16 protein-coding genes are annotated in these 12,293 nt (G+C 58.7%); 8 read left to right on the forward strand and 8 right to left on the reverse strand.

The features are described from left to right. Nucleotides 1–91 precede the first annotated feature (91 nt). The 3 genes from FHX08_RS02530 to FHX08_RS02540 form a co-directional block, all read right to left on the reverse strand. Nucleotides 92–283, reverse strand: a complete 192-nt coding sequence (locus FHX08_RS02530) for a hypothetical protein (protein ID WP_132653733.1) — start codon at nucleotides 281–283, stop codon at nucleotides 92–94. Next, nucleotides 280–945: an acyl-homoserine-lactone synthase gene (locus tag FHX08_RS02535; RefSeq protein WP_132653734.1), complete on the reverse strand. Its 666-nt coding sequence runs from the start codon at nucleotides 943–945 to the stop codon at nucleotides 280–282. The genes FHX08_RS02530 and FHX08_RS02535 overlap by 4 nt, the downstream gene beginning before the upstream one ends. Before the next feature lie 265 nt (nucleotides 946–1,210). Next, the gene (locus FHX08_RS02540) at nucleotides 1,211–1,936 is read right to left on the reverse strand and encodes a LuxR family transcriptional regulator (protein WP_132653735.1); all 726 of its coding nucleotides are present in this window, start codon (nucleotides 1,934–1,936) and stop codon (nucleotides 1,211–1,213) included. A gap of 126 nt (nucleotides 1,937–2,062) precedes the next feature. Here FHX08_RS02540 and FHX08_RS02545 point away from each other — a divergent pair, with 126 nt between their 5' ends. Beyond that, entirely contained in the window at nucleotides 2,063–2,248 is a 186-nt protein-coding gene (locus FHX08_RS02545; protein ID WP_113300036.1) for a hypothetical protein, read from the forward strand. Between the two features lie 19 nt (nucleotides 2,249–2,267). Here FHX08_RS02545 and FHX08_RS02550 read toward each other — a convergent pair whose 3' ends face one another. Beyond that, the gene (locus FHX08_RS02550; protein ID WP_132653736.1) at nucleotides 2,268–2,588 is read right to left on the reverse strand and encodes a hypothetical protein; all 321 of its coding nucleotides are present in this window, start codon (nucleotides 2,586–2,588) and stop codon (nucleotides 2,268–2,270) included. A 373-nt stretch (nucleotides 2,589–2,961) separates the two neighbouring features. Here FHX08_RS02550 and FHX08_RS02555 point away from each other — a divergent pair, with 373 nt between their 5' ends. Further along, complete coding sequence (locus FHX08_RS02555; protein WP_184326840.1) at nucleotides 2,962–4,890, forward strand: DUF5054 domain-containing protein; 1,929 nt, start codon at nucleotides 2,962–2,964, stop codon at nucleotides 4,888–4,890. An 8-nt stretch (nucleotides 4,891–4,898) separates the two neighbouring features. Here the strand turns inward: FHX08_RS02555 and FHX08_RS02560 are convergent, their stop codons facing one another. The 3 genes from FHX08_RS02560 to FHX08_RS02570 all read right to left on the reverse strand — a co-directional run bounded on the left by FHX08_RS02560 (nucleotide 4,899) and on the right by FHX08_RS02570 (nucleotide 5,801). Beyond that, nucleotides 4,899–5,147 carry a DUF2934 domain-containing protein gene (locus FHX08_RS02560; RefSeq protein WP_132654306.1) on the reverse strand — a complete coding sequence of 83 codons (249 nt, stop codon included), beginning with the start codon at nucleotides 5,145–5,147 and terminating at the stop codon, nucleotides 4,899–4,901. Nucleotides 5,148–5,369: 222 nt separating this feature from the next. After that, a complete protein-coding gene (locus FHX08_RS02565) occupies nucleotides 5,370–5,585 on the reverse strand; it encodes a hypothetical protein (RefSeq protein WP_132653738.1) in 216 nt (71 codons plus the stop codon). A 9-nt stretch (nucleotides 5,586–5,594) separates the two neighbouring features. Further along, the gene (locus FHX08_RS02570; protein ID WP_132653739.1) at nucleotides 5,595–5,801 is read right to left on the reverse strand and encodes a hypothetical protein; all 207 of its coding nucleotides are present in this window, start codon (nucleotides 5,799–5,801) and stop codon (nucleotides 5,595–5,597) included. Nucleotides 5,802–6,120: 319 nt separating this feature from the next. On the opposite strand from FHX08_RS02570, the gene FHX08_RS02575 reads away from it, so the two are divergent. Then, a complete protein-coding gene (locus FHX08_RS02575) occupies nucleotides 6,121–6,504 on the forward strand; it encodes a hypothetical protein (protein ID WP_184326841.1) in 384 nt (127 codons plus the stop codon). Nucleotides 6,505–6,599: 95 nt separating this feature from the next. Next, nucleotides 6,600–7,004 (forward strand): DUF4174 domain-containing protein, encoded by a 405-nt coding sequence (locus FHX08_RS02580; RefSeq protein WP_132653741.1) that lies wholly within the window; start codon nucleotides 6,600–6,602, stop codon nucleotides 7,002–7,004. Here FHX08_RS02580 and FHX08_RS02585 read toward each other — a convergent pair. Then, the gene (locus FHX08_RS02585; protein ID WP_132653742.1) at nucleotides 7,001–7,711 is read right to left on the reverse strand and encodes a GntR family transcriptional regulator; all 711 of its coding nucleotides are present in this window, start codon (nucleotides 7,709–7,711) and stop codon (nucleotides 7,001–7,003) included. The genes FHX08_RS02580 and FHX08_RS02585 overlap by 4 nt on opposite strands. 265 nt (nucleotides 7,712–7,976) lie before the next feature. On the opposite strand from FHX08_RS02585, the gene FHX08_RS02590 reads away from it, so the two are divergent. The 4 genes from FHX08_RS02590 (at nucleotide 7,977) to FHX08_RS02605 (ending at nucleotide 12,293) form a co-directional block, all read left to right on the forward strand. Next, nucleotides 7,977–9,065, forward strand: coding sequence for an ABC transporter ATP-binding protein (locus tag FHX08_RS02590; RefSeq protein ID WP_132653743.1), 1,089 nt, complete (start codon nucleotides 7,977–7,979; stop codon nucleotides 9,063–9,065). A gap of 29 nt (nucleotides 9,066–9,094) precedes the next feature. Continuing rightward, nucleotides 9,095–10,393: a PotD/PotF family extracellular solute-binding protein gene (locus FHX08_RS02595; RefSeq protein WP_132653744.1), complete on the forward strand. Its 1,299-nt coding sequence runs from the start codon at nucleotides 9,095–9,097 to the stop codon at nucleotides 10,391–10,393. Between the two features lie 165 nt (nucleotides 10,394–10,558). Then, nucleotides 10,559–11,470 (forward strand): ABC transporter permease, encoded by a 912-nt coding sequence (locus tag FHX08_RS02600; RefSeq protein ID WP_132653745.1) that lies wholly within the window; start codon nucleotides 10,559–10,561, stop codon nucleotides 11,468–11,470. Between the two features lies 1 nt (nucleotide 11,471). Next, complete coding sequence (locus FHX08_RS02605) at nucleotides 11,472–12,293, forward strand: ABC transporter permease (RefSeq protein ID WP_132653746.1); 822 nt, start codon at nucleotides 11,472–11,474, stop codon at nucleotides 12,291–12,293.

Here is a 12,293-nt window from a genome sequence, read left to right on the forward strand (position 1 = left end):
AATGTTCCGGCCGGAAATCGGAGATTTGAACGGCGCAGCCGGGCCCGAAGGGGAGGTCTGCTTCTGGCCCGGCCGCTGCCTCGGGAAACCGTCAATTATAGCTGCTCTTCAGCAGCTCGGTTTCCTGATGCGCCTTCTTCTCGTAGATCGTGAAGAGAGCCATCGAGAGCAGATAGGAGAGGAAGGGGTCTCCCATCTGTGTCGCGATATCGCGGGAAGCCAGGATATGTTTTTCCAACGCGCCGATCTCTTTTTGGACTGCGGTTTCACTCAAGCGGTTCATGCTGCCATCTCCAGGAATTGGGTCACGACGGAACGCGTCGGGACGTAGCGGATGTAGAGGGGGGTGTCGATGCCAAGGGAAGCGCGCATCCTGTCCAGCACGCGCTCGGAAACTTCGAAGGCGCCGCAGCAGACTGGATACTTGCCGTAGCCATCGGCGCGGCCGAGTTCTTCAACCTCGGCACCGGCGCGCTTGTAGATGCGCTTCAAATGGGGTTCGTAATTGGAGATCATGGTGTGAATGCCGTGATCGAGGGCGCATTCGCAGAGTGCCAGAAGCAGCATCGAGAAGGCGCGACCGGCATCGACATCGGGGAAATCGGCTGCGATCGCCTCCTCGTCGATGCACATGCGGGTGCCTTCCCAGATGCCGGGGGCGACGAGATCGGCTGCCTGCGGGAAAGTTTCCCGGAAGACGTCGTAAAGGAGGGTCGGTCCGGTCGTCGGCATCAGGCGCATACCGCCATAAAGGCGGGTACGGGTTTCGTTGCACCAGACGAGATAGGCCGGGCAGAGCGAGTCGTAGCTGTCGCGCTCGAAGGGGCCGATTACCGGAACGTTCCAGCCAAGCTTGTCCGCGAAGACTTTCTTACGCAGGCGGAACATCTGGTCGAGTATGAAAGCGTATTTTTGATACTCATGAGCCTGAATGATAACGAACATTTTTCCCTCCAGCGTGTTGGGTTCGTGAGGGCAGAATGGTTCAGGAAGGCGGTGTCGGAAATTCCCTCATATGGGCGCCTACAGATGAGCCCCCGCATATGAGGGGGGGCGTTTTCTTGTCAGCTCAAGTCATTCTGTTGGCTGAACCGGGCCGTCTGATCGACCGGCCGGGCCGGCCGTAGGCCTCGGCTACGACGTGCACCGGCCGGACGAGCATCCGACTCCGCTTGCGCCCCAGAATGATTGGAGCTGTCGAGGAAGAGCTTTAGGGATTAATGATGCGCAGCTGCACGGCTCGCGAGGCGGCCGCGGAAATGGTGGCGCAGCCGAGCTTGAAGCGGGCGGTTTTCAGGTAATCGCGGGTTGTATGCTCGGAAATGCCGAGGATGACGGCGATGTCCTTGTAGTCCTTGCCGAGTGCCGTCCAGTGCAGGCATTCGATTTCGCGCGGGGAAAGTGTCGGAACCGGGTCGTTCTCGCCATGCAGCTCGTAGATGGCCTTTCGATGGACGAGGTGGGCGATCTCGATCCACTCATTGCGATAGGTCTTGACCATGGTGTTCCAATCATCGAGCGGAATACGGGCGTTGATTGAAAGCAGCGCCCGCCGTTGCGCCTTGTCGGCAATCGGGATCGAATAGCCGTTTCCGCCAATCCCGTGCTTCTGGGCGTCGACCAGCATGGCATAGGCTTCGGGCGTCGGTTCCACCTCGCTCCAGTCGAAAGGCAGCTGGCGTTCGAAGCCCTGTTTGACGATCGGATCGACCTTCACATAGCTGTTGAGCAGGTAGCGCGACACCCAGGCATCGGGATAGGTCGTGCGCACGAAGGGGGAATCGATCTTTGCCGCAATGGTCTGTGCGAGGTGATAGGTGACGTAGTCGACGGCGTATCCCGCTTGGAAAATGCGGATGGAAGCATCGACATTTTCCGCAGCCTTGATCTGTTCGAAAACGGCTTCGAATTTTTGCGAATGGCTATTTTCCGTCATCGTGCCGCCTGCCTTAAATCGTTCAATTTTATCGCGAGTAATGTCAACAATACAAGGCATCCCCACATATGCGGGGAATGACTTTTCCAGATCCGTCTGTTAGCGCCTTTTTCGAGGAGGCTCCAGATGGATAGCAAGAGAACGTTCGACATCGCCGAATGCCATCAGGCAGCCAAAGGGCTGAAATCAAGCTGGCAGGATATGGCCGGCTCCGAGGCGCTGATCCGCGCGCTCGTCGCTGAACGCAACGGCGATACGTTGCTTGCCTTGTTCTGGACAGAGGTTCACCGGACGCTCTGCGAAGAGAAATAATCGCTCCTTTATCATTACATCAGTCACGAATTCCTTCTGTATAGATGGGATTGCTGAGCGCTCGGATCGGCTGCTGCGCCGGTTCGAAGCCGGCGCGCCCTTGCGCACGGGCAGGGTGAGCACCGGCTGCGGCCGCAGCTCGCGAGGGCTCGCGTCGTGAGCGAGCGTCAGCACAATGTCGGCGCCTGACGATGCCGAGGTCGATGATGCAATCCTCGGCCTTTTCATAGTCCGTCGTCACGTGGAGGCGGGTGGTACCTTCGGACATATCGAAGTGCACGTAGAAATAGGGATCGTTCACCTGGTCGGCACGTGTGACATGGACGGTGAGTTCGGTCATCGAAAAGCCCATCGGCAAGGTTCGGATACGTCGTGTAAAGCAGCAAGATGACAGGCATATCGCGAACGTATCGCATCGGCCATCCGAGCAAAATGGCGTATGAACACGTCTTCACTTTCGGCCGTCAATTAATGAAGGTCTCATATTCCAAGCAAGACATGCGAGGGCAGGACGGACAAAATATCCAGCCTATTCCGATATCTCTCTCAATTATGCTTGACGGATCGTTACCGCGAAGCGCAAAGGTGCTTGTGGAAACGATTACACAGCCGCAGTTGTATCATATCGGGAGGGATGGCTGGTCCTGCGTTGGGATGCACGGCGCCTTACGTGAGCCGCAGGGTGGCGGCAGGAACGGCCCAATGGAATGGAAATGACCGAAAAGCGCGTGCATCTGGTCTTTAAGACTCATCTCGACATCGGCTTTACCGATCATGCCAAAAAAGTTCGCCGCCAATATCACGAACGCTTTATCCCGCAGGCGATCGAGACTGGTGCGCATTTCTATGCCGAAAATTCTGAAGAGCCGAAGTTCATCTGGACGACGGGCGCCTGGCTGATCTGGGATCATCTAAATTCGCGTTCGCCTGCCGAGGTCGCAGCACTTGAGCAGGCGATCGAACGCGGGCTAATCCGCTGGCACGGCCTGCCTTTCACCACCCACACCGAACTGATGTCGCCTGACCTGTTCCGCGCCGGTCTTTCCTATTCGCAGGAGTTGGACCGCCGTTTCGGCAAAAAGACGATTGCGGCGAAGATGACCGACGTTCCTGGCCACACACTTGGCATGGTGCCGCTGCTGGCAGAGGCCGGCATCCGCTTCCTGCATCTCGGCGTCAACACTGCTTCCCCGCCGCCTGATGTACCCGATGTTTTCCGCTGGCGCGCGCCTGATGGCGCTGAAGTCGTCGTCATGTATCAGCGCTCCTATGGCGAGACCTATTTCCCCGAAGGTTTCGACGACGGGCTGAGCTTTGCGCATACGCAAGACAATATCGGTCCGCAGAGCGTGCCGCAGACTGCGGAAGCCTATCGGGACATGCGTCGCCTCGAGCCTGGTGCAATCATCCGCGCGGCGACACTGGAAGATTATGGCGCGCTCCTTTGGGAGCAGCGGGAACGTTTTCCGGTGCTGGAGCTGGAACTGGGCGATAGCTGGATTCATGGCAGCGCCACCGATCCCTTAAAGACGGCGAAGTTTCTGGCGCTACAGCGGCTCTATGATCGTTTTGCAGGCGAAGGGCTCAACAAGCGCCGGCTCGCCTTCGGCCGCGGGCTCGCCATGGTGGCGGAGCATACATGCGGAGTGGATATCAAATCCTATCTGCGCGATGACAAGGCTTGGGCAAGGGCCGATTTCGAAGCCGCGCGCAAAACGGATTACCGGTTCGCCTATACCGAGGCATCGTGGGACGAGCAACGGGGCTATATAGATCAGGCTGTTGCCGAACTCGATGCCGACGATCAGCGGCAAGCACAGGCCGAGCTCGTGCAGCTTTTCGCGCCGGCGCTCGTCGATCGCACGCGTCGCGAGACCCGTCTCAGTGCCGGCGGTTGGTCGATCGAGTTGAATGACGTGACGGGCGATATCACGGCGCTTGCATCACCGCAGGGCCGTCGGATCGCCGGCCGCGCCGGCTCCTTGATTGCCTATCGTTATGAGAGCTATGACGCGGCCGACGTCAACAGGCATTTGGACAGTTATCTCACGCATCGCCAGGAATGGGCTGTGCTGGATCACGACAAGCCGGGGCTTGGCGGTTCGGGCGCTGCGTTCTCCAATATTTTCGCGCCCGATCTCGAGAGTGCCGGCGAGGACGGGATTCTGCTTTCCATGCCCGCCGAAGCCGTCGAGCGGTTCGGCGCACCGCGCCAACTCGCCATCCAATTTTCGGCCGATGGCGATGCCTTGCAACTGCGCCTTTCGCTGCACGAGAAGCCGGCGAATCGCATGCCGGAAGCGAGTTTCCTTTCCTTTACGCCCGAGATCGCTGGGGATTGGGCCTTCAAGAAGATGGGTCTCTGGCACCAATCTGGAGATTTCGCCAGGTCCGGTGGTGCACAGCTTCAGGCCGTCACTGCGGTTCGCGGCGATTTCGGTAACGCAGGGGCGCTCGTCGTTGTGCCCCTGGACACGCCGCTGGTCGCGCCGCAGGGCTGGGATTTCATGCGCTTCTGCAAAAGCTTGCCTTCTTTTGAAGAGGGTATCCGCTTCAACCTGCACAACAATAAATGGGGAACCAACTTCCCCCTGTGGTGGGAAGGTGATTTCTCGGCCCGTTTCCGGATCAATCTGGAATAGCGGTGCGTTCAACCTGCTTGCGACAGCTTTTGGCGATGGTTGCCAAGCGCGGCCGGCTTGCGTGGTTTCGGCGCTTTCGGGCGAAATTTGATGAGAACTTCATTGCCATCCGTTGAGGCACGCGTGCGTTCCAGCCTCTCGCGTTCGGCTACTGCCTGCAGCCAATGTTCGGCGTCGCGGCCATGCGGCCTGCCTTCCGCTTCCCAGATCGCATAGGCTCGCTTGCATATCCACTCATGCCGGGAGGTGTTGCTCATTGTTCCGTCCTTCTTGCGCCGATCTTCTTCCCCGCGATCGATTCCACACGACTGGCCTTCCGCCACGGGCGGTACCTCGAGCTGATCTTGTAATAGGAGCCGGTAATATGCCGGCATTTCGATGGGGGCCGCACGGCGTGTTGCCATGCTCACCGGAAGAACGATTTCACCTGATATGTGTTCCCGACATATTGTGTGAAATTTCGCTCCAAGGAGGAGCGGTCACGCTGGGCGTGACCGCTCGCTGTTGGCTTCGTCATGTTTGACGCTCCAGTCCTTGTGTGATTTCTCGCCGGGCGGTGTGCGATGGATGGTGGCGTCATCGGAATGAGTGATGTCGCGGGGCTTAGCGCCGGAGACGCCGCTGTTGCGGCGGCCCTCGTCCGTACGGGCGAATTGTCCTTCGGCATCTTTGCGGATTTTGTCTTTATCGCTCATGATCCTGTCCTACTCGCGAACCTGATCGGGCCGAACAGGGGGACGACGCTTGGCGGCCATCAGCAAGTCCAGTTCGATGGAAGACGGACCGAAGCGGGTAAAAAGGCTTTCTGCCTGCTCGTCCTTAAGGCCGTATTTGGCTGCGAACTCGCGAAGGCTGTAAGGACGGCCACGCAGAGTGCGGCTGCGTCGTTCAGGTTGGTGAATGTGCGTCATTGCTGATCTCCCCAGACTGCTTGCGGGGGCAAAACCGGCCAACGCGCTAAAGGTTCCAAAACTGGCCTTCTGATACCGTCTTACAGGCGAAAACGCTGACGAGCCTAGCTCAACGGCAAAAAAATGCTGACAAGTCTCAATGAATTTCAATCGGTTAGATGTTCAGGCCGACTGAGGAGGCAGAAATGGCTTTATCACGCGTGTGTTACTCTATAAAATGAATCGTGTATCCGGTCCGAAGGAGGAGCCGAGCTTTTGTTTCCGCGTTGATCCGGGCCGGGTCTGAGGAAGCTGGCTTAATCCATCAGAGGAGACAGACATGATGAATGCACTGCCGCCACTTCACAACGGACATGCCCCGTTTACCCTGCAACAGCTGTTCCGTGAGGCTCTTTATGCCTATGAGGAATGGGACGGCGAGCTGACGGAGCCGATTGTCACCCATGAAGGCAGGGTCATTCCGATCAGCTTCGTTTTTGAAGCAATGCGTGAATGCACCGATATCGTCCCGGCCAATATTGTCGGTGCCGTCACCGAACGTCTGACTAAACCCTGGGAAGGCGAGGGGCCGCTGGACCAGATGACTTTTTCCACGGCAGCGCGCGTCCTGCGCGTTCTGGTGCGCAAGCGCCTTCTTGCCAACGGCACGCCTGACATCGTCGCACTTTCGGCGCGAGCATCCGAAGCTGAAGCCCGCGAATAGACATGCGGGATCGCGGCACCAGTCGCGATCCTATTCTACTTCTGGGAACCCCGCTCATTTCCAGCCGTTGAAAAGGCAGAGAAGGAATGAGCACCATGTTGAGATCCATTTTACACGAAATCATGGGAACGGGTCGCGAGCCTCATCTGCCGCGATCGCTCGAGCAGTTTCTTGGCGAGAAGAACGTCTTGATCGTCTTCGCGGATTCTGAGGATGACAGGCCGATCATTCAGGACGAACTGCTGCGTAAGTCGCAGATGCGGCTGATCGAGGACGATATCGAGGTCTTCACCATCGCCGGTGGCGGAGCGTTTTCCCTGTTCGAGGATGGATATGATCTCGATGCCGACGATGTGCGCGAACAGCTTCAGGGGCCGATCAGCGGCGAATTCGGACTGGTACTGATCGGCACTGACGGCAAGATCAAACTGCGGTCAAGCGAACCAATGAGCGCAGAAGAAATCAGCCGCGCTGCCGATATCTCTTCGCCCAGTCATTAAAGCTCGAATGCTTCCCTGAGGCCGAAGCTTTTGCGTTCGCGCAGGTCGAGGTCAGCCTCGATATGGGCGATGTGATGCAGCATCAATTGGCAGGCGCGATCGAGTTCCTTGCGCTCGATCGCCTCGATAATGTCACCGTGTTCGGCGTGTCCGCAGCTTGAGACCGTCGATTGACCGTAAAGAGCGATCACCAGGGAGGAGCGGGCGACGAGTTCTTCCATGAAACGCTGCATGATCGCATTCCCGGATATGGCTGCGAGCGTCAGGTGGAAATCGCCCGATGCCTTGATCTCCGCGCGTCTGGCCGTCTGGCCGCGCTCGCCCATCAGCCGGCCTTCTTCCAAAAGCAGCTGCTTCAAGTGCTGAATGTCCGACGACGTCATACGGTCGGCCGCCTCCCGCAGAATGCCAGGCTCGACCAGCCTTCGGGCGGCGAAGATCTGCCGGGCTTCTTCCGGGGAGGGGTAGGCGACAAAGGCGCCGCGGTTTTTCTCGACGCTGACGAGACCTTCATAGGAAAGCGCCTGCAGGGCAGCGCGCGCCAGCGTGCGGCTGACATTGAAGAGATTGCCGACGTCGCTTTCTGACAGTTTCGTGCCGGGTGATAGCCGCCGCTCGACGATAGCGTCCCTGATCGCATCGCGGATCTGCGGGACGCCCGTTTCCTGGGTGTCGTCGTGTCTCATGGCGCTGGCAGCGGATTTCATGAAATCGGTTCCTTGGTGTCAGCAAACAATAGCTGCCTTCGTCTCAAAAGTTAAATGATTTTGCGCGCATAAAGCAGCTCTTATTGTATACGATCTTCTGCACAAATTGAGCACGAAAGCTCATTTTGTGTGCAGCGCGAAAAATGCTCTACCTTTCGCCAATGTGCATCATGTCATGAAAAGCTCATGATTTGTAAGGGCTTGGAGCGCTGCCTGCGAACTGGCACGGCGGATGCATCGTCTTTCTCGAACAGGGGAAGACACGATGTCGAAAGCGGCAGAGATCGATATAGCATCCGTTTCGAAGGTCTATGGCGCGACCACGGCGGTCCATGCCATCAGCCTGAAAATCCCGGCCGGCTCCTATTGCTGCTTCCTGGGGCCGTCAGGGTGCGGCAAGACCTCGACGCTGCGCATGATCGCCGGTCACGAGAGCATCTCGTCGGGCGACATCCGTCTCGGCAATGTCGTCGTCACCGATTTCCCGCCGGCAAAACGCGGCACGGCGATGATGTTCCAATCCTATGCGCTGTTTCCGCATCTCGACCTCGTCGACAACGTCGCCTTCAGTCTAAAGATGAAGGGCGTCGACAAGGATGAGCGCCGCTCCAAGGCGCTGGAGATGCTGAAGCTGATGCAAATGGATGCCTATGCATCCCGTCGGCCGGCGCAGCTTTCTGGCGGCCAGCAGCAGCGTGTCGCCCTGGCGCGTGCGCTGATCACCGGTCCGGAAGCACTGCTGCTAGACGAGCCGCTGTCTGCACTCGATCCCTTCCTGAAGATCCGCATGCGGGCGGAACTGAAGAAACTGCAGAAGACACTCGGCATCACCTTCGTACATGTGACGCACAGCCAGGAAGAGGCGATGGCGCTTGCCGATCTCATCGTCATCATGAACGACGGGCGGATCGAACAGGCCGCTTCGCCGCGTCAGGTCTTCGAAAAGCCGGCGACCGCTTTTGTCGCCCGGTTCATGGGCGATCACAATGTTCTCTCCGGCCGCGTCACATCGAGCGAAGGCGGCATTCTCACGCTGGTCGTGCCGGAGGGACAAAGTTTCTCGGTGCGCGGGACGGGCAGGGAGGTCGGCGAAGCTGTCGATATCGGCATCCGCACCGATCGCGTCCGCCTGACGGCCGCCGAGGACAAGACGCTCGGTTTCTCCGGTATCGTTTCCAACATTGAATATCGCGGCTCCTCGGTGAAAATCACCGTTTTCGGCGCCGGCAGCGACGACTTCACCGTCATCGCAAGTGACAGCGATTACTTCGCAAAGCCGGTCTCGGTCGGCGATGCGGTATCTCTGAGTTGGGCTCTGGAGGATGCCGTCCTCCTTGGCCGCGTTTCCGCATGACCTTCAGCATCAAAAAAAGGGGAACTGCCATGACGACTGAAACGAATACCACCAAAGCGGAAAAGGGTATTTCCCGCCGCTCGCTTCTGAAGACTGGGGCTGCCGCCGTCGGCGCCATTGCCGGCTCGGGCGCCATCACCGGCTTCCCGACCATCTGGGCGCAGTCCAACATCACGCTTCGCCAGTTCGGCACCGGCGTTTCGAACATCAATGCCATCGCCGAGAAGTGCAAGCAGGATCTCGGCATCACGCTGGAGATGACGGCGACCGATTCCGACGCTGCCGCTCAGCGCGCCGTGACCCAGCCCGACAGCTACGATATTGCCGATATCGAATACTGGATCTGCAAGAAGGTCTTCCCGACCGGTGTTCTGCAGCCGATGGACGTCAAGAAGCTCAAGTATTTTGACAAGGTCGTGCCGATCTTCACGACCGGAAAGCTGAAGGCCGACAGCACGATCGCGCAGGGGACGGCGCCGCATACGGTCGGCTTCGTCGAGGCGCAGGACTCCAAGAAGTTCGCGAAGGAACCGACCCAGTGGTTCACGATGATGCCGACCATCTACAATGCCGATACGCTCGGCATTCGTCCTGATCTGACCGGCCGCGACATCACCTCCTGGGCCGACATTCTCGATCCGGCCTACAAGGGCAAGACGGCAATCATCAACGTGCCGTCGATCGGCATCATGGATGCAGCGATGATTGCCGAAGCTTCCGGCAAGATCAAATATGCCGACAAGGGCAATATGACCAAGGAAGAGATCGACAAGACGATCGAATTCCTGATCAAGACCAAGGGTGACGGCCAGTTCCGCGCCTTCTGGAAGAGCTTCGATGAGTCCGTCAATCTGATGGCATCGGGCGAAGTCGTCATCCAGTCCATGTGGTCGCCGGCCGTCGCCGCCGTCCGCTCGAAGGGCATCGCCTGCCGATTCCAGCCGCTGAAGGAAGGCTATCGCGCCTGGGGCGGCGGTCTCGGCCTTGCGGCGCATCTCAAGGGTGCGCAGCTCGATGCAGCCTACGAGTATATCAACTGGTACACGTCCGGCTGGGTCGGCGCCTATCTCAACCGGCAAGGCTACTATTCGGCATGCCTTGAAACCGCCAAGGGATTCATGACTGCCGACGAGTGGGGCTACTGGATGGAAGGCAAAGCCGCTCAGGGCGATATCCTCTCGCCGGAAGGCAAGGTCATGGAGAAGGCCGGCTCGGTTCGTGACGGCGGCTCCTTCGAAGACCGTATCGGTCATATCGCCTGCTGGAACTCCGTCATGGACGAAGACCGTTACATGGTTCGCCGCTGGAACGAGTTCATCGCGGCGTAAGGCAGATCGGCGTTTGCCGTTTTTCCCTCCCTAACCCTCCCCACAAGGGGAAAGGAACCTATCGAGGGTACGGTACCGTTCTCCCTCCCCCTTGTGGGGAGGGTTGGGGAGGGGTCTTTTGATCCCTCTCTATTCGGACAAGGACAGATTTCCGAAGGGGGAAGAATGGCCACGATCGCTTCAGAGCAGACGATACCGGCAGCGGAGACGCCCAAACGCGCCTTCCGGCTTGCGCCATGGGCGATCTCCTACCTGCAGGCTGCGCCACTCATCGCCATTCTCGGCTTCTTCTTCATCCTGCCGATCGCCATGATCGCGGTCGTCAGCTTCTGGGACTATGACTTTGCCGGCCTCTATCCCGACTTCCTGACCATGAACTATACCGACACGATCGGTTCGTGGGTCACGTGGAAAACCTATCTCAACACTTTGAAGTTCACCGTTGTCGTCTGGGCGCTGACGCTCTTCATCGGTTTCTGGGTCGCCTATTTTCTCGCCTTCCATATCCGCAGGACCTCGACGCAGATGATCCTCTTTCTTGTCTGCACCGTGCCCTTCATGACCTCGAACATCATCCGCATGATCTCGTGGATTCCGGTGCTCGGCCGTAACGGCCTCGTCAACTCGGCGCTGGTAGAGATGGGCATCGTGCCGCAACCGGTGGAATGGCTGCTCTATTCGGATTTTGCCGTGGTTCTCGCCATGGTGCATCTCTACACGCTTTTCATGGTGACGCCGATCTTCAACACGCTCATGCGCATCGATCGCTCGCTGTTCGAGGCGGCGCGCGATGCCGGGGCCTCCGGCTGGCAGGTACTGTGGAATGTCATCATTCCGCTCGCCAAGCCCGGCATGGCGATCGGCACGATCTTCGTCGTCACCCTGGTCATGGCCGATTTTTCCACCGTGCAGGTCATGTCCGGCGGCCAGAGCGCCTCGGTGGCGCTGATGATGAAGAACCAGATGTCGCTGCTGCAATATCCGGCCGCTGCCGCCAATGCGGTCGTGCTTTTGGTCGTCGTGCTGATGATGGTTGCCGCGATCCTGCGCGTCGTCGATATCCGCAAGGAGCTTTAGGATGTACCGCGAAAAACGCTCCCGCGAATTCTACGTGCTCGCCGTCTTCTTCGCGATCTTCGTGCTCTTTCTTTACGGGCCACTCTCGGCGATCGTAATTCTTTCCTTCCAGGGGCCGGACGGTGGCCTGACCTTTCCGCTGAACGGCGTTTCGCTGCACTGGTTTTTCAACCTCTTCGAGAAGCAGGCGGTCGGCGACTTCGGCGCCTCCTTCCAGCGCTCCTTCATCCTCGGCCTGATGGTGATGGTCGTCACGGTGGTGGTCTCGCTGATGGCGGGCCTTGCCTTCCGCCGGCGTTTCCGCGGTTCGTCGGTGCTGTTCTACGCGACGGTCGCGAGCCTCGTCGTACCGTCGATCATCATCTCACTCGGCATCGGTGTGGTCTTCCAGCAAGGCGGCCTGCGGCCCGCCTGGTATTCCTCGGCCTTCGGGGCGCATCTGACTTGGACGTTGCCTTTCGGCGTGCTGATCATGTTTGCCGTCTTCAACCGTTTCTCGCCGGCATACGAGGAGGCCGCGCGCGATCTTGGCGCAACGTCGTGGCAAACCTTCCGCCATGTCGTGCTACCGATGATCGCGCCCAGTCTCATCGGCGTTGGCCTGTTCGGGTTCACGCTCTCCTATGACGAATTCGCCCGCACGCTGATGACGTCTGGCACCTACAATACGCTGCCGCTCGAAATCTACGGCATGACCACGAACGTAACGACGCCTGTGCTCTATGCGCTCGGCACGGTCACCACGCTCTTCTCCTTCACCATCATTCTCGTCGCGCTCGGCATTATGACGATGCTCGGCCGGCGGCAGGCAAAGACCAGCTGA

The sequence above is a fragment of the Rhizobium sp. BK529 genome (genome assembly GCF_014194105.1).
Lineage (GTDB): Bacteria > Pseudomonadota > Alphaproteobacteria > Rhizobiales > Rhizobiaceae > Rhizobium.

Excerpts from the sequence above, each read along its gene's own strand:
- FHX08_RS02550 (WP_132653736.1), bottom strand. The coding sequence starts at position 2,588 with ATGACCGAACTCACCGTCCATGTCACACGTGCCGACCAGGTGAACGAT.
- FHX08_RS02575 (WP_184326841.1), top strand. The coding sequence starts at position 6,121 with ATGATGAATGCACTGCCGCCACTTCACAACGGACATGCCCCGTTTACC.
- FHX08_RS02560 (WP_132654306.1), bottom strand. The coding sequence starts at position 5,147 with ATGAGCAACACCTCCCGGCATGAGTGGATATGCAAGCGAGCCTATGCG.
- FHX08_RS02580 (WP_132653741.1), top strand. The coding sequence starts at position 6,600 with ATGTTGAGATCCATTTTACACGAAATCATGGGAACGGGTCGCGAGCCT.
- FHX08_RS02540 (WP_132653735.1), bottom strand. The coding sequence starts at position 1,936 with ATGACGGAAAATAGCCATTCGCAAAAATTCGAAGCCGTTTTCGAACAG.
- FHX08_RS02535 (WP_132653734.1), bottom strand. The coding sequence starts at position 945 with ATGTTCGTTATCATTCAGGCTCATGAGTATCAAAAATACGCTTTCATA.
- FHX08_RS02565 (WP_132653738.1), bottom strand. The coding sequence starts at position 5,585 with ATGAGCGATAAAGACAAAATCCGCAAAGATGCCGAAGGACAATTCGCC.
- FHX08_RS02585 (WP_132653742.1), bottom strand. The coding sequence starts at position 7,711 with ATGAAATCCGCTGCCAGCGCCATGAGACACGACGACACCCAGGAAACG.
- FHX08_RS02555 (WP_184326840.1), top strand. The coding sequence starts at position 2,962 with ATGACCGAAAAGCGCGTGCATCTGGTCTTTAAGACTCATCTCGACATC.
- FHX08_RS02595 (WP_132653744.1), top strand. The coding sequence starts at position 9,095 with ATGACGACTGAAACGAATACCACCAAAGCGGAAAAGGGTATTTCCCGC.
- FHX08_RS02600 (WP_132653745.1), top strand. The coding sequence starts at position 10,559 with ATGGCCACGATCGCTTCAGAGCAGACGATACCGGCAGCGGAGACGCCC.
- FHX08_RS02530 (WP_132653733.1), bottom strand. The coding sequence starts at position 283 with ATGAACCGCTTGAGTGAAACCGCAGTCCAAAAAGAGATCGGCGCGTTG.
- FHX08_RS02570 (WP_132653739.1), bottom strand. The coding sequence starts at position 5,801 with ATGACGCACATTCACCAACCTGAACGACGCAGCCGCACTCTGCGTGGC.
- FHX08_RS02545 (WP_113300036.1), top strand. The coding sequence starts at position 2,063 with ATGGATAGCAAGAGAACGTTCGACATCGCCGAATGCCATCAGGCAGCC.
- FHX08_RS02605 (WP_132653746.1), top strand. The coding sequence starts at position 11,472 with ATGTACCGCGAAAAACGCTCCCGCGAATTCTACGTGCTCGCCGTCTTC.
- FHX08_RS02590 (WP_132653743.1), top strand. The coding sequence starts at position 7,977 with ATGTCGAAAGCGGCAGAGATCGATATAGCATCCGTTTCGAAGGTCTAT.